A 17,255-nucleotide genomic window follows, 5' to 3' on the forward strand; every position below is an offset into this window, starting at 1 on the left:
GCGCAAGACGGTTCAGCCTGGCGCGTTGTCCAGGTGCATCCGCGCCGCCTCTGTGCATTGCCCAAGCCTTGGGTCGTGGTCGTCGAGGATGAATGCCTCGACCCACAGGTGCAGCCGGGGCAACAGGCGCTCCAACAGTTGCTCGCAGTTGCGCTGGCTGTAGTTCTGCTCGCCGGTCAGGCGGCTGACCACGCGCAGCAGGATGTTCGTCCGGGCCTGGACCAGCAGCACATAGCGCCTGCTATCGGGCTGGCGCAGCAGCCAGACGCCGGTGGCGACCCGCAGCAGCGGGTCCAGGGTCCGGGCCAGTTTATTGACTTCCACGGCGGCCAGCCCATGGGCGTGGTACTGCTGCGGGTCCTGTTCGGCGTTGGCTTGTCGGTGCAGGTGGTCGGCCTGTTGCCGATAGTGGCTGGCTCGCTCCCAATCCTGCGCTTTCATGGCCAGCATGCTCAGTTGGCGCAAGCTGCCCAACTGGTAGGGCCCGGGCTCGTCGGCCAGTTGTTGCCAGCGTTGCGCGGCGCCCCGGGTGTCTGCGGCCTGGTAGAGGCTGAAGGCGTGCTGCTGGCGCAAGGCGGCGTGTTCCGGGTCCTGGCGCAGCGCTTCTTGCAGTAGCGAGGCGGCCCGCGGGTTGTCCCCCAGATGGGTGCGATACAGCCAGGCCAGGCGGGCGATTTCATCACTGTTGAGGCTGCGGATCCGTTGCTTGCGTAACAGTTCGTGGTGTTCGCTGCCCCGGGCCTGATAGTCCTCGCGGGCCTCGTTGCAACGCTCGCGGATGAGCTCGGCAGCTTGCTGGTCCAGGTGTTGCGCCAGGGCGTGATGCTGCTCTCCAAGCCAGGCCTGGGCGGCGCTGGGCCGGGCGCGTTGCCAGTGCAGGGGCAGGTCGATGCGCGCCGTGTCGATGCCCAGGGCAGCCAGGCGTTCGGCCAGGGCCGGGTGGGTGTCGCTGCGTTCGGTGGTGCTGCACAGTTCGGCGTGCAACCAGATGCGGGCCTGGGCGGCGTCCGCCGGCGTCTTCAACAGACCGTGGCGCGCCAGTTCGAGCAGCGGTTGCAGGTTGTCCCGGGGCTCGGTCGCGGCCTGGGCGTAGAGCGTTGGCCAGTAATCCTCGGCCAGCGCGCGATGTTGCAGGGCGAGGCCGATCAGGGCCTGGCCGAAGGTGTCGGCGCCGCAGACCCGCGCGGCCTCGGCATCGGCCTGGTACTCGCACTGGCGGGCGAAATCCAGGCTGATATCGAGAAACCTCGGCACGTACCACTCCACGAACAGCCGCAGCGGGGCGCTGGTCAGGGTGCGGTTGCGTTCCAGCCGATCGCTGACGGCCTGCCATTGCAGGCGGGCGAAATACACCCGGCTGGCGTAGCGCCCATGGCGATGGGCAATGTGCGCGCATTCGTGAGCGAGAATCGCCGCGCAGGCTGCGGGCGACAGGGTGTCGAGCAATGGCAGGCCGAGCCACAACACATTGCGGGTCCGGCCGACGAGCACCCGATGCTGGCGAATGCTGGCGTTGAACAGGTTGTTCAGATACACCGCATCCAGCCCGGGCGCGCCCAGTTCGCTGCGGATTCGCTCCAGTTCGGCGAATAGCTGCGGCACGTCCTCGGGGAGCAGGGCGATGCCGTCCTCCTCTCCTTGGTTGCGGCTGCTGAAGGGCACTTTGAGCATCACCAGGCCGAACGGCGCGGCGGGAAAAGCGGCGACCGCCGCCAATACGCCAAGCAGCCCTGGCAAGGCCACCAGTAACAACGCGGGCAGCAGGCAGAGCAGGGCGCCCAGGGTCAGCAGCGTCACATCTCCCAGCAGCAGCCAGGCGCTGATACGCAGCCGGTGTCGGCGCAGATCCGGCATCTGGGTCATGACGCGGTCTTGGGTGGCAGGTCTTCGGCGCTGACTTTGCCGCGATTGAAGAAGGCCCCGAGCACCGTGCCCACGCTCTTCACCAGGCTGTGGGAGTTGAGCACCTGCTGTTCGATTTCCTCGATGCCTTCGTTATCCGGTAACAGGCGGGTGGCGTACTGGGCCCATTCGATGGCGGCAAAGCGGCTGCGTATGACGCCCCGTCCGTGCATGTAAGCCAGGGCGATTTCCGCGCAGGCGCGGGCGGCGGCCCAGTCGTCCTGGTCGTCGATCAGCGAGCGCAGGTAGCACAGAATGCCTTCTTCCTGCTCGCGGGGGGTGCCGAAGTCACGTAGCAGCACGCCGATCCGCAACCGCGCGAAAGCTTCGCAGCGGTGGTCCTCGCGGGAGTCTTGCAGCAACTGGAGCACGGCGTTGAAGTGCTGGCGGTCGTTGAAGTCCAGGTTGTCGCTGAACAGCCGGTCCCAGGCCATGTTGTACTTGGCCAGGGCCGAGCCATCGGCCACCGCGCGTTCGAGCCAGAAGTCGCGGGCGGCGTCGTTGATGTAGCTGTCGGGGGTATTGGTGCGGGCGCCCCGGTGAATGTCGTACAGGGCGGTGGAGGCGTCATGCACCCGGCGTTCGGCGCATTGTCGGAACAAGTAGTACCCGGCCTCCTGGGCGTCGCTGTCCCACAGCAGGTAACCGAAGGTGAGAAGATCGAAGTTGTCGCCCTGCTGGCTTTTGCTCAGCACGGCGGCGCGGTCGAGCAACGCGCGCGCACGCTGCGCATCGTGGGCAAAGCCCCAGAGCGCGAACTCGTGGCCCACGGCGGCCATGGCCAGCGGGGTGGCCAATTCATCCATGTGGCACATGCGCTCGATCGCCTCCTTGAAGGCGTCGAGGTGATCGGTCATCTGATGGATCAGGGTCGTGTAGGCGAAGCTGTGGAACGGCCCGTCGACCTCGCGAAAGTACATCCCGGGGGCGAAGGCCGCGACGCTGGCGGCATGCAGCGCGTAGGCGCGGGCGTGGTCGTTCAGCGAATAACTACAGAAAGTGGCGAAGCGGCCCAGGGCGTCGCCGCGCTCCTCGGGTCGCAGGTCGCGTTGCAGCCAGGCTTCGAAGCGCGCCTGGAAGGCTTGCACGGCGCTGACTTCATCGGCGGCCGGGTAGTCGCTGAGGGCGTCGTACACACCGATCCAGCGGATCGCGTTGCGTTGCGCTTCGTCCAGCCCGGCCGCAAGCGGGCCGCTGGCCAGGCCTTCGATGTCCTCGTAACTGCCGCCCCAGCGCGGCCTGAGGTAATTGGCATAGGCCAACAAGGCTTCGAGGCAGGCCGGGCGCCATTGCAGGACCTGATGCAGCCAATAGTCCTGGCCCTGCTCCATCTCGTGGGCCTCGCGCAGTGGCAGCAGGCTCGGCAGCGCCTGTGGTGGCTGCGCCAACGGGGTCAGGCCATAGCTGGCCAGGTGCGCCAGGGCCTGGGCCAGCAACTCCGGCTCCTGGTCATTGGCGGCGCAGGTGGTGGCAGGCTGTTGGCGGAACAGCTCCAGCAGCCAGGCTGGCTCGCGAAAGTGCGAAGACAGTTGCAGCATGGTGATTCCGGCTGCCACCGGCCGCGATGAGCGTTGCATGGCGGTCAGCAGCGCCGCGGTCGCGTTCTCGCAGGCCATGGCCGCGCCCAGCCAGCAGTCCTGGCTCACGCCCTCGGCCCAGCCGTAACCACGGATATCGGTGGCGCGGCCAAAGCAGAAACCGCCCCAGATCAGTTGTGGGTGATACGCGTCCGGGCAGGCGGCGATCCAGGCCTGGAGAAACTGCGCGATGGACTCATGGGACTGGCTGCTGTAGTCGAATAGCGTCCCGGCATAAGTCGCTTCGATGTAAGGATGACTGCCATTGGGCGCGGCGTGCCACAGGGCCTCAAGCTCGTTGTAGTAATGGTCCAGCTCGGCATAGGCCGCGGTGCGTACCAATTCACGAACGTGCAGGCGCAGGGTGGAGAGGGTATGCAAAGGGCATCATCCTTGATCGGGTAGGGGGGATCGCGTCCGGCTGCGATAAAAAACCGCGTGATGTTAATACAATGGCAGGCGTCGCGCAGCCGGTGTGTTGTCCGCGATTGTTGGGGGCGGATGCTAGCTGGGATTCCCTCGGCGGTGGCTAGCATCATCGGCTAGCCGGGTCATGCCGAATCGATCTAAACCGCCCGGTATCGGGGCGTACACTGGCCGAGAAGGCCGGTGGAGCATGTTGTCCTGCGGGCTTTTCCTTTGAGCATCGCTCGCCCGAGACGGGGCTGGCCATTCACGAGGAACAGGGGAGACCCGGACGCTGCCGCGCTGGGGCGCAATACTTGAAGGTGGCGTTCCTTTCAGTGGTTCGAGACGAACCCGGGAGTGCTCATCATGAAGTCCTTTTTTATGTACCTCATCACCGGCGTCATCGCCGCGCTATTGACGCTCGCGCCGCTCGGCGCGCAGGCCGCCACCCCCAGTAACGAACCGATCGATCCGGCCGGCGTGCAGCTCACGCCCCAGCAGCAGAACGGCATTACCTACGTCGCCGGCGGTATCGGCCTGGACGAGTCGCGGGCCCTTCTGCAGACCAAGGGCTACAACCTGCACCTGACCTTTTCCATCGGCCCGGAAAACAAATACACCTCGGATGTCGACCTGACGATCCAGGCTCCGCAAGGGCAGTCGCTACTGAACCTGAGCCAGGTGGGGCCGATCGTCTTTGTGCAACTGCCAGCCGGCAAGTACCAGGTGCTCGCCACCCGCGGCGGGCATACCGAGCGCAGTACGGTGGATATGAACGCGTCGGGCGTGCGCGACCTCAACCTGCACTGGAGCGATGCCTATTGAGCGAAGAAGAGGGCGCTGAAACGGGCGTCATCAAATCGCAGGCATAAAAAAACCCTGAATCTTTCGATTCAGGGTTTTCGGTATTAGTGGTGCCCAGAGACGGAATCGAACCGCCGACACGGGGATTTTCAATCCCCTGCTCTACCGACTGAGCTATCTGGGCAACGGGGCGCATTAAACGGGTTTTTCGGGGGGGCGTCAAGCAAGTTTTGAAAAAAAGTTTAATTATTACCGCCGCTTACGTTCCCACCCCGATTCCAGCGGTTTACTCCGCGGGTGGAACGTAGCCTTCGGCCTTGGCGTATTCCTCGCCGGAGAAGAACTTGTCCATTTCGCCCTGCAAATATTTGCGGTCGTCGGCGTTCATCATGTTCAGGCGCTTTTCGTTGATCAGCAGGGTCTGGTGTTTCTGCCAGTCGGCCCAGGCCTTGGCGGACACATGCTCGAAAATCTCCTGGCCCTTGGCGCCCGGATACGGAGGACGCTCCAGGCCCGGCAATTGCTCTTTGTACTTGCGGCACATCACGGTGCGGGTCATTGCAACTCTCCTGCGTTCAATACGTCGGCCGCGCGTTTGAGCAGCTTCTTCACCGGGGCGGCGAGGCCCAGGCGCGGCGGGGTGGCGAGGTTATACCAGAGCCAGTCGGCCTCTGCCACGTGCTGGGCGCCGGCCTGTACCTGCACCAGCCAGGGCTCGATGGCCAGCTGGAAATGGCTGAAGGTGTGCACCAGCCCCGGCAGTTCGTGCTGCTTGCCCAGCTCCAGCGAATGCTGCAAGGCCAGGTGCTCCAGGTCCGTGAGGTCGTCCAGTTCCGGCAGGCTCCACAAACCGCCCCACAGCCCGCTGGAAGGCCGGCGGTACAAGAGGATCGCGCCTTCGTGGTTGGCCAGCAGCGGCATCAGGGTGCGCTTCTGTGGCACTTCCTTGCGCGGCTTGGGGATCGGGTAGCGGGTTTCCAGGCCGAGCATGTGCGCCTCGCAGCCCCGTTCCAGCGGGCACAGCAGGCAGCTGGGCTTGGTGCGGGTGCAGAGGGTGGCGCCCAAATCCATCATCGCCTGGGTGTAGTGGTTCACTCGGGTCTGCGGGGTGAAGCGCTCGGCCGCGGCCCACAGTTGCTTGGCCACCTTGGGTTCGCCCGGGTAACCCTCTTGCGCGGTAAAGCGCGCCAGCACCCGCTTGACGTTACCGTCGAGGATCGGCGCGCGCAGGCCCATGCTGATGCTGGCGATGGCACCGGCGGTGGACAGGCCGATGCCCGGCAACCCGGTGAGTTTTTCCACATCGCGGGGAAACTCGCCGCCGTATTCGGCGACCACGATCTGCGCGGTCTTCTGCAGGTTGCGGGCGCGGGTGTAGTAGCCCAGGCCGGTCCACAGGTGCAGCACTTCGTCTTCCGGCGCGGCGGCCAGGGCCTGGACCGTCGGCAGCGAGGCCATGAACCGGTCGAAGTAGTTGAGCACGGTGCTGACCTGGGTCTGCTGCAACATGATTTCCGACACCCAGACCCGATACGGGTTGATGTCCTGCTGCCAGGGCAGGTCATGGCGACCGTGGCGGTCGTACCAGTCCAGGACCGCCGGGGCGAACTGCTCGGCCCTCATCGTTTGAACAGCCCCTTGAGTGCGTTTTTCAGTTCCGGGCTGACCTTGTCGCCCAGTTTTTCATCGAGCTTTTCGCTCAGGCGATCGCCGGCCAGCTTGGCCGCGACCTGGCCCAGGCCATCGCGGTCCAGGCGGCAGGCCTTGGCGCCCAGTTCCAGCGGGCCGCGGCAGCGCAGCGGCAGTTCGATGCCGGCGAAGCGTTGGCCGACCTGGCAGGCCGGGTCCGGCATGGCGCTGGTGTCGCCTTCGACCACGATGCCGACGCGGTAGTCCATGCCCAGCACGCGCAGGTCGATGTCGCCGTTGCCGTTGACGCTCATGCCGGGGATGCGCACTTTCAGGTCCGGGTTGCTGGCCACGCCGTTGCGCAGGGTCAGGTTGCCCTTGAGCTCCTGGAACGGCGTGTCCTTGCCCCGTGGCTCGCTGCTGAGGGTCTTGCGGTTCAGCGTGGCGATGCCCTGGCACAGTTGCTGTTCGAGGTTGGCGTTGAGCAGCACGCCATTGTTGATGACGAAGCTGGCGCTGCCGTTGAGGCTGTCGATCAGCGCCTTCTGGCTGTTGCCGCTGCTGGTCAGGTTGCTGTCGAGGGTCACCAGGCCCTTCACGGGCGGGTTCTGCCCCTGGCTTTCCAGGATGCGTTCCACCGGCACGCGGTTGATTTTGGTCCGCAGGCCCAGCAGCGGTGTCGGCTGGCGTACGTCGAGGTTGCCGCTGGCTTCGAAGCTGCCGTTGTACAGCTCGCCGCGCAGGCTTTCGAGTTGCAGCAGGCCGCCCTGGCCGTTGGCCTTGAGCGATGCGTTCTGGATCGGCAGCTTGTCCAGGGTCAGCTGGCCGAAGCTCAGGTCGGCGTTCACATCCAGTTTGCCCAGGCGCTCCACCGGCAGCAGACGCGCGGTGCTCCAGGCGCCCTTGGTCGGTGCCTCGGGCAGCGGCGAGTTGCCGGAGCCGGCGACGGCGCTGGCTTCGCTGCTCTGCACTTCGGCCTTGCGCGCCACCGCGGCGCTGTTGGCTTCGGCGGATTTAGGCGGCAGGTAGCGGTCGACGTCGAAGGTGTCGGCCTTCAGTTGTGCGCGCAGGGATTGCTTGGCCAGGTCTTCGACCGCCAGGCGGCCGCTGATGCTGCTGTCGTCGAGCTTCAGGTTGATGTTGTCCAGGGCGATGCTGTTCGGCGTGGCGGACAGGCGGCTGACCAGCTCGACCTTGCTCAGGCTGCCTTCGGCCATGGCCGGCAGGGTCTGGCCGATGCTGTCGACGAACTTGGCCAGGTCGAACTGGGCGATGGAGATTCCGCCATTGAGCTGCGGGGTCTTGTCCAGGTCGTTGACCTTGAGTTCGCCGAGGGCGCGCAGCTGGTTGAGCGAGAGCTTCAGGCTGTTCCATTCGGCAATGTTGGCGGCCTTGTCCAGCAGCAGCTGGCCCTGGGCGGCGAAGGTCAGGGTCTTGCCTTGCAGCGGATCTCCGGTGGCTTCGCCGGAGAGCTTCATGTCCTCGAACTGGTAGCGCTGCAGGGCGCGGTCGAAACGCAGTTCGCCATTGAGTTCGGTGCGCACGCGCACGGCCGGCTGGGTGCTGGCGAGGAAGGCGGTGAGCTTGACCGGCGTGTTGGTCGCTTCATGGACCGGCCCGGTGCTCAGCTGGATGCTTTCGGCGGTGAACTGCTTGCCGCTCCGCTCGTCGTTGTATTCGACCCGGGCGTTGTTCACGGTCAGGCTGTCGATGTCCAGGCGGATCGGCTGCGCCGGTTTGTCCGCGCTGGCCTGGGCGCCGGCGGTGGTTTCGGCGGTGCTGGTGGCCGGGGTCTGGGCCTGCTTGTCGACAGGGGCGGCCTTGCCGATGTCTTCCCAGTTGCCGTGGCCGTCCTTGTCGCGGGTCAGGCGCAGGTTCAGGCCTTCGACCCGCACATCGCTCATCTGCACTTCGCGGCGCAGCAGCGGCAGCACGCGGACCGACAGGCCGAGCATCTGCAGGTCGGCGAACGGCTGGGTCGGGTTGGCCAGGGTCGCGACGCCGGCTTCGTGCAGTTCGAGGCCGAGCCAGGGGAACAGGCTCCAGCCGATATCGCCATTGAGTGTCAGCTCGATGTGGGCCTTGTCACGGGCAATCTGGCGAATCTCTTCTTTGTAATCGTTGGGATCAAACAGGTGAGTCAGGGCGAAACCCAGAGCCACGATGATCAGCAACAGCCCGAGAAGTACCAGACCCAGGATTTTGCCGAACGCTTTCATGGGCGAGTCCTTGTAGTGTCGAATTCGAATGTGGCTCGGGAGTATAACGCCCCGGGCCTGGCGGCTGGTCATTGATCGCTGCGGGGTGGTGGCGGTGTTTGCTCGCTTGTTGGGAGGGGGGCTTGAAGTCGCCGCCGTCCCTGTAGGAGCCAGGCTTGCCGGCGATAGGCTTTGCGCGGTGTGTCAGACGGGACGCTTCGCGGGCAAGCCTCGCTCCTACAGATATTGCAATGGCGGAGGAGTACCGACGATTCAGCTATCGGCTTTTTGCGGATTTCGGAGCAGATGATGCGAAAAAGGTGATGGCAGTTTGATTTTTCTGTCACGAGCAAATGGTAATCTCTCGCAGTTCATCTGCCCTTGCGCGACAAAAAGTCGCACTCTATGGAGCACCACTCGATAAAACGGCCACGTCTGCGTGCAAAGGTCGTGGGTGAAAAGTGGCCGATGAATAATTCCAATAATTGGGGGAAACACTCATGAGCTCTAGCATCGAGGCGGGCGCCATTGCCGCCCAGCCGGCGTTCTTGTCCAAAGAACGCATTATCGCCCGGCCCGGTTTCAACCGTTGGCTGGTTCCACCGGCCGCTCTGGCCATCCACCTGTGCATCGGCATGGCCTACGGCTTCTCGGTGTTCTGGTTGCCGCTGTCCAAGGCCCTGGGCATTACCGCGCCGGTAGCCTGTGCGCCGGACATGGGCTTTATCGCCCAGGTCTTTTCGTCCCAGTGTGACTGGCCGATCTCGATGCTCGGCTGGATCTACACCCTGTTCTTCATTTTCCTCGGCTGCTCCGCGGCGATCTGGGGCGGCTGGCTGGAACATGCAGGCCCGCGCAAGGCTGGCGTGGTATCGGCGCTGTGCTGGTGCGGCGGCCTGCTGATTTCGGCGCTGGGCATCTATACCCACCAGATCTGGCTGATGTGGCTGGGTTCCGGGGTGATCGGCGGTATCGGCCTGGGCCTGGGCTACATCTCGCCGGTGTCGACCCTGATCAAGTGGTTCCCGGACAAGCGCGGCATGGCCACCGGCATGGCGATCATGGGCTTCGGCGGCGGTGCGATGGTCGGTGCGCCGCTGGCGGCGGCACTGATGAGCCACTTCGCTTCGCCCACCGGCGTCGGCGTCTGGCAGAGCTTCCTGGTGATGGCGGCGATCTACTTCGTGTTCATGATCGGCGGCGCCCTGGCGTATCGCGTGCCGCCGACCGGCTGGAAGCCTGAAGGCTGGACCCCGCCGGCGAAAAAAGTCGCCAACGCGATGATCACCCACCGTCACGTGCACGTGAACGTGGCCTGGAAGACCCCGCAGTTCCGCCTGGTATGGCTGGTGCTGTGCCTGAACGTGTCGGCCGGCATCGGCATCCTCGGCATGGCTTCGCCGCTGCTGCAGGAAGTCTTCGGCGGCAAGCTGCTGGGCAACGAATTGGCCTTCGGTCAGCTGGACGCCTCGCAACTGGCGTCGATCGCGGCGATCGCGGCCGGCTTCACCGGCCTGCTGAGCCTGTTCAACATCGGCGGCCGTTTCTTCTGGGCGTCGTTCTCCGACTACCTGGGGCGCAAGAACACCTACTTCGTGTTCTTCGCCCTGGGCTTTGCCCTCTATGCGCTGATCCCTAACCTCGGGCACCTGGGCAACGTGGCGCTGTTCGTGGCGGCGTTCTGCATCATCCTGTCGATGTACGGCGGCGGTTTCGCCACGGTCCCGGCCTACCTGGCGGACCTGTTCGGTACGCAGATGGTGGGTGCGATCCACGGTCGCCTGCTGACCGCCTGGGCGGCGGCGGGCGTGCTGGGCCCGGTGCTGGTGAACTACCTGCGCGAGTATCAGCTGAGCATCGGCGTCGAGCGCGCAGCGGCCTACGACATCACCCTGTACATCCTCGCCGGCCTGCTGGTGCTGGGGTTCCTGTGCAACCTGCTGGTGCGTCCGGTGGCCGACAAGTACTTCATGACCGACGCCGAACTGGCCGCCGAGCAGGCGCTGGGCCATGACAAGGGCGCGGACAGCAGCACCGTGCTGGAGTGGAAAGCCTCGTCCGGCAGCGTGCCGCTGGCGGTGGCCGCCTGGCTGGTGGTCGGCATCCCGCTGGCGTGGGGCGTGTGGATCACCCTGCAGAAGACCGCGGTGCTGTTCCACTAAGCAGTACCTTGCGCCTGGCACCGCTGCCAGGCGCATCCACTGTAGGAGCGAGGCTTGCCCGCGATTGGGGATGGCGCGGTGTGCCAGGCCTGCCTCGTTCGCCTCGAACGTCGACCGGCTGCTCCTACATGTCATGACAGGTATGCCCCCGGCTTTATTGGGTTCAGCCCGTCAGGATGTTGTCCTGCGTGTTTCTGTTTAGCCGTCGTCCGGCCTATAATGTCCGCCTTTTTCGCCCAATGATTTTGCGGAGCTGGTGATGGCCGAACGTAAGGCGTCCGTCGAGCGCGACACTCTGGAAACCCAGATCAAAGCCTCGATCAACCTGGATGGCACCGGAAAGGCCCGATTCGATATCGGGGTTCCGTTCCTTGAGCACATGCTGGACCAGATCGCCCGTCACGGGCTGATCGACCTGGATATCGAAAGCAAGGGCGACCTGCATATCGACGACCACCACACCGTGGAAGACGTCGGCATCACCCTGGGCCAGGCCTTCACCAAGGCTATCGGCGACAAGAAGGGTATCCGCCGCTACGGTCACGCCTACGTACCGCTCGACGAAGCGCTGTCGCGGGTAGTGATCGACTTCTCCGGCCGTCCCGGCCTGCAGATGCATGTGCCTTTCACCCGCGCCACCGTGGGCGGCTTCGATGTCGACTTGTTCCAGGAATTCTTCCAGGGCTTCGTCAACCACGCCAACGTCACCCTGCACATCGACAACCTGCGTGGGCACAACACCCACCACCAGATCGAAACCGTGTTCAAGGCTTTCGGCCGCGCGCTGCGCATGGCCGTGGAGCTGGATGACCGCATGGCCGGGCAGATGCCGTCGACCAAGGGCGTTCTGTAATGCAGACGGTCGCGGTTATCGATTACGGCATGGGCAACCTGCACTCGGTGGCCAAGGCCCTCGAGCACGTCGGCGCCGGCAAGGTGCTGATCACCAGCGATGCCGAGGTGATTCGCGAAGCCGACCGGGTGGTGTTCCCCGGCGTCGGCGCGATTCGCGACTGCATGGCGGAGATCCGGCGCCTGGGCTTCGATTCGCTGGTGCGTGAAGTCAGCCAGGACCGTCCGTTCCTCGGCATCTGCGTGGGCATGCAAGCCTTGCTCGACCGCAGCGAAGAGAACGATGGCGTCGACTGCATCGGCCTGTTCCCCGGCCAGGTGAAGTTCTTCGGCAAGGACCTGGTCGAGGATGGCGAACACCTGAAAGTCCCGCACATGGGCTGGAACGAGGTAAAGCAGGTGGTGAGCCACCCGCTGTGGCACAACATCCCGGACCTGGCGCGCTTCTATTTCGTGCACAGCTACTACATCGCCGCCGGCAATGCGCGGCAGGTGGTCGGTAGCGGTCACTACGGCGTCGACTTCGCCGCGGCGCTGGCCGAGGGCTCGCGTTTCGCCGTGCAGTTCCACCCGGAGAAAAGCCACACCCATGGCCTGCAATTGCTGCAGAACTTCGCCGCGTGGGACGGGCGCTGGTAAATGGCCGTCAAGAAATCCCGGACGCCGATCCTGACCCTCACGCCCGAGCAGGAGAGTGAGGCCAATCGCAAGATCCAGCGTTTCATGGAAGACCGCTTCGAGCTCGACCTGGGCTCGTTCGAGGCGGCCGAGATCCTTGAGCTCTTTACCCGCGAAATTGCTCCGCACTATTACAACAGGGCGATTTTCGATGTGCAGACCCAGCTCAAAGAGCGGTTCGAAAGCATCGAAAGCGACCTGTGGGCGCTCGAGAAAAACTGATTTTCGAGTGAAGCTGAACAATCGAATTTGAAGGTTTGCCAGATGCTGATTATTCCCGCTATCGATCTCAAGGACGGCGCCTGTGTCCGTCTGCGCCAGGGCCGCATGGAAGATTCCACGGTGTTCTCCGATGACCCGGTGAGCATGGCTGCCAAGTGGGTGGAGGGCGGCTGCCGCCGCCTGCATCTGGTCGATCTGAACGGCGCCTTCGAAGGCCAGCCGGTCAACGGCGAAGTGGTCACCGCCATCGCCAGGCGCTACCCCAACCTGCCGATCCAGATCGGCGGCGGCATCCGCTCGCTGGAAACCATCGAGCACTACGTCAAGGCGGGTGTGAGCTACGTGATCATCGGCACCAAGGCGGTGAAGGAGCCGGAGTTCGTCGCCGAGGCCTGCCGCGCCTTCCCGGGCAAGGTGATCGTCGGTCTGGACGCCAAGGACGGTTTCGTCGCCACCGACGGCTGGGCCGAAGTCAGCAGCGTGCAGGTGATCGACCTGGCCAAGCGCTTCGAAGCCGACGGCGTGTCCGCGATCGTTTATACCGACATCGCCAAAGACGGCATGATGCAGGGCTGCAATGTCCCCTTCACCGCGGCCCTGGCCGCGGCGACCCGGATTCCGGTAATCGCTTCCGGCGGCATCCACAACCTGGGCGATATCAAGGCCCTGCTGGACGCCAAGGCGCCGGGGATCATCGGCGCCATCACCGGCCGGGCGATCTACGAAGGCACCCTCGATGTCGCCGAGGCGCAAGCCTTCTGCGATTCGTATCAAGGCTGAGGAACTCCCCATGGCGCTGGCTAAACGCATCATCCCTTGCCTGGACGTGGACAACGGTCGCGTGGTCAAGGGTGTGAAGTTCGAAAACATCCGCGACGCCGGCGACCCGGTGGAAATCGCCCGTCGTTACGACGAGCAGGGTGCCGACGAGATTACCTTTCTCGACATCACCGCCAGCGTCGATGGCCGCGACACCACCCTGCACACCGTCGAACGCATGGCCAGCCAGGTGTTCATCCCGCTGACCGTGGGCGGTGGCGTGCGCACCGTGCAGGACATCCGCAACCTGCTCAACGCCGGCGCGGACAAGGTCTCGATCAACACCGCCGCGGTGTTCAATCCTGAGTTCGTCGGCGAAGCGGCGCAGCATTTCGGCTCGCAGTGCATCGTCGTCGCCATCGATGCGAAGAAGGTCTCCGGCCCGGGCGAAACCCCGCGCTGGGAAATCTTCACCCACGGCGGGCGCAAGCCCACCGGGCTGGATGCGGTGGAATGGGCGAAGAAGATGGAAGGCCTGGGCGCCGGTGAGATCCTGCTGACCAGCATGGACCAGGACGGCATGAAAAACGGCTTCGACCTGGGTGTGACCCGGGCCATCAGCGATGCCCTGGGTATTCCGGTGATCGCTTCCGGCGGCGTCGGCAACCTGCAGCATCTGGCCGACGGCATTCTCGAAGGTCACGCCAGCGCGGTGCTGGCGGCGAGCATCTTCCACTTCGGCGAGTACACGGTTCCCGAGGCCAAGGCCTACATGGCGCACCGCGGTATCGTCGTACGCTAGGTCGATGGCAAGCGGCCTGGCCGCCGCTTGGCGACTTTCGCAGGGCGTAGCCACTGGACAGCATGGCGGGCTCGCGGCACTCTTGGGCACGCCATGGATTCCGGTAGCCCGTCATGTTCAAACGTCTTCTTCTTGTGCTTGCCAGCGCTTCGGTATTCCTTGCCGCAGGCGCTCGCGCAGCGGAAACGTCCGGCCCCTCCCTGGTGCTGCTGACGGAAAACTTTCCCCCCTACAACATGGCCCGCAACGGCAAGAACTTCGCCCAGGGCGAGAATATCGACGGCATCGCCGTGGATATCGTCCGCGAGATGTTCAAGCGTGCCGGGATCAACTACAGCCTGACCCTGCGCTTTCCCTGGGAGCGCATCTACAAGCTCGCCCTGGAGCAGCCGGGGTACGGCGTGTTTGTCATGGCACGGCTGCCGGATCGGGAGAAGCTGTTCAAGTGGGTCGGCCCCATCGGCCCGGACGACTGGATCATGCTGGCCCGGGAAGACAGCAAGATCGCCCTGCAATCCCTGGAGCAGGCGCGCAAATACCGGATCGGCGCCTACAAGGGCGATGCCATCGCCGAGACCCTGGCCAAGCAGGGCTTGAACCCGCTGGTGGTGCTCAAGGATCAGGACAACGCCCGCAAGCTGGTCGAGGGTCATATCGACCTGTGGGCCACCGGTGACCCCGCCGGCCGTTACCTGGCCAAGCAAGCGGGCGTGAGCGGGCTCAAGACCGTGCTGCGTTTCCACAGCACCCAGCTGTACCTGGCGCTGAACAAGGAGGTGCCGGACGAAACCGTCGCCCGGTTGCAGGCCGCGCTGGATCAGTTGCGTCAGGAAGGCCTGGTGGAAGAGATCATGGGCCGCTATCTGTAAGCAGGCTGGAATCGCTATCGCGGGCAAGCCTCGCTCCTACAGATTCAAGTCGTTTGCGGCAATTGCGCCCGACACGGCTTCTGTAGGAGCGAGCGGGCGGCGATCCGACTTGCCCGCGATGCGATGTAACGGCCACCGCCAAACCTCAGCGGTACACCCCATCCTTGCCATGCCCGCTCATGGCCTTGTTGCTACGCACGCTGATCATCAACTTGATATCGATCCAGTCGATGCCCTGGGCCTTGAGCCTGGGCAGCTCGCGCTCGAGCACGGCCAGGGTCTGCGGGTAGGGGTGGCCGATCACCACCGCTGAACCCTGCTTGTGCGCCAGGTTGATCGCGCTCTGCAACTGGCTGGCGATGGCGGCTTCGGTGCGTTCATCGTCGAGGAACACATCGCGGGACACACTGGCCAGGCCGATTTTCTGCGCCTCGGCGGCGGCTACAGTCTTGGCGCTGGTGCGGCTGTCGACGAAGAACTTGTGGCGGCGTTGCAGCTCGGCCATCAGCCAGGCCATGGCCTGGGGCTGGGAGGTCATGCGGCTGCCCATGTGATTGTTGATGCCGCTGGTGTAGGGCACGGCCTTGAAGGCCGCATCAAGGCGTTTTTCCAGTTCTTCGACGGGCAGCTCGGGGTGCCAGGCGAAGGGGCCGGTGGCCGGGTCCATCGGCATGTGCAGGATGACGATCTTGCCGGCGCGGTGGGCTTCGCGGGCGAACTCGGCGGCGTGGGGCGTGTCGGGCATGATCGCCGTGGTCACCGGGCCTGGCAGCGCCAGCACCCGGCGATCGCGGGGCAGGTTCTGCCCGAGGTCGTCGATGATCAGGCTCAGGTAGGCCTTGCGTGGCGCGGGCTCGGCAGCCTGGGGCGAGGAGAGGGCGAGGAGGCACAGAAGCCCGATCATGAGCCTCCACGGCAACCGTGTGGAGGGTTGGCGCTGGTTGGTCATCATGCGGTGCGGGTAAGGCCTTGGGGGTGTGTGGCGGTCATCCGGACGCTATCGCGAGCAAGCTTCGCTCCTACGGTAAGAGCAGGAGGCGCGGGCTTGCTCGCGACAGGTTCCATCACTTGCTGCGGGTGATGCTCAGGCCCTTGAGCAGGCTGAGGGCCTGGGCCAGCTGGTAGTCGTCGTCCTGCGGCATCGGCTTGGGCTTGCTGCCGGAAGTGGTCGGCTTGTCGGCGCCGCCGTTGCCATTGCCCAGGTGGCCCTGCAGGTCGGCTTCCTTGAAGTACTCGTTGTCCTGCGCTTCGTTGGTGATCTTGGCGCGGCGTACCTCGATGTCCGGCACGATGCCCTGGGCCTGGATCGAGCGGCCGTTGGGGGTGAAGTACAGCGCGGTGGTGATCTTCAGCGCGCGATCGTTGTTCAGCGGCAGCACGGTCTGCACCGAGCCCTTGCCGAAGCTGGTGGTGCCCATCAGCACCGCGCGCTTCTGGTCTTGCAAGGCGCCGGCGACGATCTCCGACGCCGAGGCGCTGCCGCCGTTGATCAGCACCACCATCGGCACGGCTTCGCTCTCGTCCTTGCCGGTGGCGGAGAAGCGCAGCTCGGAATTGGCGATGCGGCCCTTGGTGTAGACGATCAGGCCCTTGGTGATGAAGTGGTCGACCACTTCCACCGCCGATTGCAGCACGCCGCCCGGGTTGTTGCGCAGGTCGAGGATGATGCCGTTGAGCTTCTTGCCGTTGTCCTTGCGCAGCTTGGCCAGGGCCTTGGAGACCTCTTCGCCGGTCTTGACCTGGAACTGGGTGATGCGGATGTAGCCGTAGCCCGACTCCAGCAGCTGGCTCTTCACGCTCTTGACCTGAATGGTGGCGCGGGCCAGCGTCACGTCGAACGGCGCGCCGCCGTCGCGTACCAGGGTCAGGGTGATCTTCTGGCCGATCTTGCCGCGCATCTTGTCCACGGCTTCGGTCATGCTCTGGCCGCGGGTCGGCTGGCCGTTGATCTTGACGATCAGGTCGCCGGCCTGGATGCCGGCCTTGGACGCCGGGGTGTCGTCGATCGGCGACACCACCTTGATGATGCCGTCCTCGGCGCCGACTTCGATGCCCAGGCCGCCGAACTCGCCGCTGGTGCTTTCCTGCAGCTCGGCGAAGTCTTCGGGGCCCAGGTAGGCCGAGTGCGGGTCAAGGTTGCTGAGCATGCCCTTGATGGCGTTCTCCAGCAGCGTCTTGTCGTCCACGGGTTCGACATAGGCGGCCTTGATCCGGTCCATGACCTCGGCAAAGGTGCGCAGCTCTTCGAGCGGTAACGGCGCCTTGGTGGTCGTGGCGGCTGCCGATTGAGCGGTTTCGGCGGCGAACGCCAGGGGCGCACCGATCACCAGAGCGATCGTCAGGGCCAGCGAGGTGAGGCGGGACAAATGCAGCATGTCGAACGAACTCCTGAA

The 17,255-nt window shown here is 64.8% G+C and carries 15 protein-coding genes and 1 tRNA gene; 8 read left to right on the forward strand and 8 right to left on the reverse strand.

The window, feature by feature from the left end; genetic code table 11:
• Positions 1-12: 12 nt before the first annotated feature.
• A complete protein-coding gene (locus TO66_RS01705; RefSeq protein WP_256242303.1) occupies positions 13-1,863 on the reverse strand; it encodes a M48 family metallopeptidase in 1,851 nt (616 codons plus the stop codon).
• On the reverse strand, positions 1,860-3,860 hold the full coding sequence (locus tag TO66_RS01710; RefSeq protein ID WP_044460692.1) for a DUF4034 domain-containing protein: 2,001 nt from the start codon (positions 3,858-3,860) through the stop codon (positions 1,860-1,862). Before TO66_RS01710 ends, TO66_RS01705 begins: the two co-directional genes overlap by 4 nt.
• Before the next feature lie 393 nt (positions 3,861-4,253).
• Between TO66_RS01710 and TO66_RS01715 the strand changes: the two genes are divergently transcribed.
• Positions 4,254-4,712 carry a hypothetical protein gene (locus TO66_RS01715; RefSeq protein ID WP_044460693.1) on the forward strand — a complete coding sequence of 153 codons (459 nt, stop codon included), beginning with the start codon at positions 4,254-4,256 and terminating at the stop codon, positions 4,710-4,712.
• An 87-nt stretch (positions 4,713-4,799) separates the two neighbouring features.
• Here the strand turns inward: TO66_RS01715 and TO66_RS01720 are convergent.
• The 4 genes from TO66_RS01720 to TO66_RS01735 form a co-directional block, all read right to left on the reverse strand.
• Positions 4,800-4,875 (reverse strand) — tRNA-Phe (locus TO66_RS01720).
• Between the two features lie 102 nt (positions 4,876-4,977).
• Positions 4,978-5,250 carry an oxidative damage protection protein gene (locus TO66_RS01725; RefSeq protein WP_044460694.1) on the reverse strand — a complete coding sequence of 91 codons (273 nt, stop codon included), beginning with the start codon at positions 5,248-5,250 and terminating at the stop codon, positions 4,978-4,980.
• Positions 5,247-6,314 (reverse strand): A/G-specific adenine glycosylase, encoded by a 1,068-nt coding sequence (mutY, locus tag TO66_RS01730; RefSeq protein WP_044460695.1) that lies wholly within the window; start codon positions 6,312-6,314, stop codon positions 5,247-5,249. Before mutY ends, TO66_RS01725 begins: the two co-directional genes overlap by 4 nt.
• Positions 6,311-8,539 (reverse strand): AsmA family protein, encoded by a 2,229-nt coding sequence (locus TO66_RS01735; protein WP_044460696.1) that lies wholly within the window; start codon positions 8,537-8,539, stop codon positions 6,311-6,313. The genes mutY and TO66_RS01735 overlap by 4 nt, the downstream gene beginning before the upstream one ends.
• Before the next feature lie 479 nt (positions 8,540-9,018).
• Between TO66_RS01735 and TO66_RS01740 the strand changes: the two genes are divergently transcribed.
• The 7 genes from TO66_RS01740 (at position 9,019) to TO66_RS01770 (ending at position 14,862) form a co-directional block, all read left to right on the forward strand.
• Positions 9,019-10,680, forward strand: a complete 1,662-nt coding sequence (locus TO66_RS01740) for an OFA family MFS transporter (protein ID WP_044460697.1) — start codon at positions 9,019-9,021, stop codon at positions 10,678-10,680.
• 259 nt (positions 10,681-10,939) lie between these two features.
• Complete coding sequence (hisB, locus tag TO66_RS01745; protein ID WP_017903926.1) at positions 10,940-11,533, forward strand: imidazoleglycerol-phosphate dehydratase HisB; 594 nt, start codon at positions 10,940-10,942, stop codon at positions 11,531-11,533.
• On the forward strand, positions 11,533-12,171 hold the full coding sequence (hisH, locus tag TO66_RS01750) for an imidazole glycerol phosphate synthase subunit HisH (RefSeq protein WP_044460698.1): 639 nt from the start codon (positions 11,533-11,535) through the stop codon (positions 12,169-12,171). The genes hisB and hisH overlap by 1 nt, the downstream gene beginning before the upstream one ends.
• Positions 12,172-12,432: a DUF2164 domain-containing protein gene (locus TO66_RS01755; protein WP_044460699.1), complete on the forward strand. Its 261-nt coding sequence runs from the start codon at positions 12,172-12,174 to the stop codon at positions 12,430-12,432.
• A gap of 42 nt (positions 12,433-12,474) precedes the next feature.
• A complete protein-coding gene (gene hisA, locus TO66_RS01760) occupies positions 12,475-13,212 on the forward strand; it encodes a 1-(5-phosphoribosyl)-5-[(5-phosphoribosylamino)methylideneamino]imidazole-4-carboxamide isomerase (RefSeq protein WP_044460700.1) in 738 nt (245 codons plus the stop codon).
• A gap of 10 nt (positions 13,213-13,222) precedes the next feature.
• The gene (gene hisF / locus TO66_RS01765) at positions 13,223-13,993 is read left to right on the forward strand and encodes an imidazole glycerol phosphate synthase subunit HisF (protein ID WP_007921812.1); all 771 of its coding nucleotides are present in this window, start codon (positions 13,223-13,225) and stop codon (positions 13,991-13,993) included.
• Positions 13,994-14,106: 113 nt separating this feature from the next.
• Positions 14,107-14,862, forward strand: coding sequence for an ABC transporter substrate-binding protein (locus tag TO66_RS01770; RefSeq protein WP_044460701.1), 756 nt, complete (start codon positions 14,107-14,109; stop codon positions 14,860-14,862).
• A 145-nt stretch (positions 14,863-15,007) separates the two neighbouring features.
• On the opposite strand, the gene TO66_RS01775 is transcribed toward TO66_RS01770, so the two are convergent.
• The gene (locus TO66_RS01775) at positions 15,008-15,766 is read right to left on the reverse strand and encodes a divergent polysaccharide deacetylase family protein (RefSeq protein ID WP_044460702.1); all 759 of its coding nucleotides are present in this window, start codon (positions 15,764-15,766) and stop codon (positions 15,008-15,010) included.
• A 160-nt stretch (positions 15,767-15,926) separates the two neighbouring features.
• Positions 15,927-17,237, reverse strand: a complete 1,311-nt coding sequence (locus tag TO66_RS01780) for a S41 family peptidase (protein WP_044460703.1) — start codon at positions 17,235-17,237, stop codon at positions 15,927-15,929.
• Positions 17,238-17,255: the final 18 nt, after the last annotated feature.

Source organism: Pseudomonas sp. MRSN 12121 (genome assembly GCF_000931465.1).
GTDB lineage: Bacteria > Pseudomonadota > Gammaproteobacteria > Pseudomonadales > Pseudomonadaceae > Aquipseudomonas.

Bases quoted from the DNA above. Each gene is read 5' to 3' on its own strand.
- TO66_RS01705 (WP_256242303.1), bottom strand. From the start codon at position 1,863: ATGACCCAGATGCCGGATCTGCGCCGACACCGGCTGCGTATCAGCGCC.
- TO66_RS01715 (WP_044460693.1), top strand. From the start codon at position 4,254: ATGAAGTCCTTTTTTATGTACCTCATCACCGGCGTCATCGCCGCGCTA.
- TO66_RS01725 (WP_044460694.1), bottom strand. From the start codon at position 5,250: ATGACCCGCACCGTGATGTGCCGCAAGTACAAAGAGCAATTGCCGGGC.
- mutY (WP_044460695.1), bottom strand. From the start codon at position 6,314: ATGAGGGCCGAGCAGTTCGCCCCGGCGGTCCTGGACTGGTACGACCGC.
- TO66_RS01735 (WP_044460696.1), bottom strand. From the start codon at position 8,539: ATGAAAGCGTTCGGCAAAATCCTGGGTCTGGTACTTCTCGGGCTGTTG.
- TO66_RS01740 (WP_044460697.1), top strand. From the start codon at position 9,019: ATGAGCTCTAGCATCGAGGCGGGCGCCATTGCCGCCCAGCCGGCGTTC.
- hisB (WP_017903926.1), top strand. From the start codon at position 10,940: ATGGCCGAACGTAAGGCGTCCGTCGAGCGCGACACTCTGGAAACCCAG.
- hisH (WP_044460698.1), top strand. From the start codon at position 11,533: ATGCAGACGGTCGCGGTTATCGATTACGGCATGGGCAACCTGCACTCG.
- TO66_RS01755 (WP_044460699.1), top strand. From the start codon at position 12,172: ATGGCCGTCAAGAAATCCCGGACGCCGATCCTGACCCTCACGCCCGAG.
- hisA (WP_044460700.1), top strand. From the start codon at position 12,475: ATGCTGATTATTCCCGCTATCGATCTCAAGGACGGCGCCTGTGTCCGT.
- hisF (WP_007921812.1), top strand. From the start codon at position 13,223: ATGGCGCTGGCTAAACGCATCATCCCTTGCCTGGACGTGGACAACGGT.
- TO66_RS01770 (WP_044460701.1), top strand. From the start codon at position 14,107: ATGTTCAAACGTCTTCTTCTTGTGCTTGCCAGCGCTTCGGTATTCCTT.
- TO66_RS01775 (WP_044460702.1), bottom strand. From the start codon at position 15,766: ATGATCGGGCTTCTGTGCCTCCTCGCCCTCTCCTCGCCCCAGGCTGCC.
- TO66_RS01780 (WP_044460703.1), bottom strand. From the start codon at position 17,237: ATGCTGCATTTGTCCCGCCTCACCTCGCTGGCCCTGACGATCGCTCTG.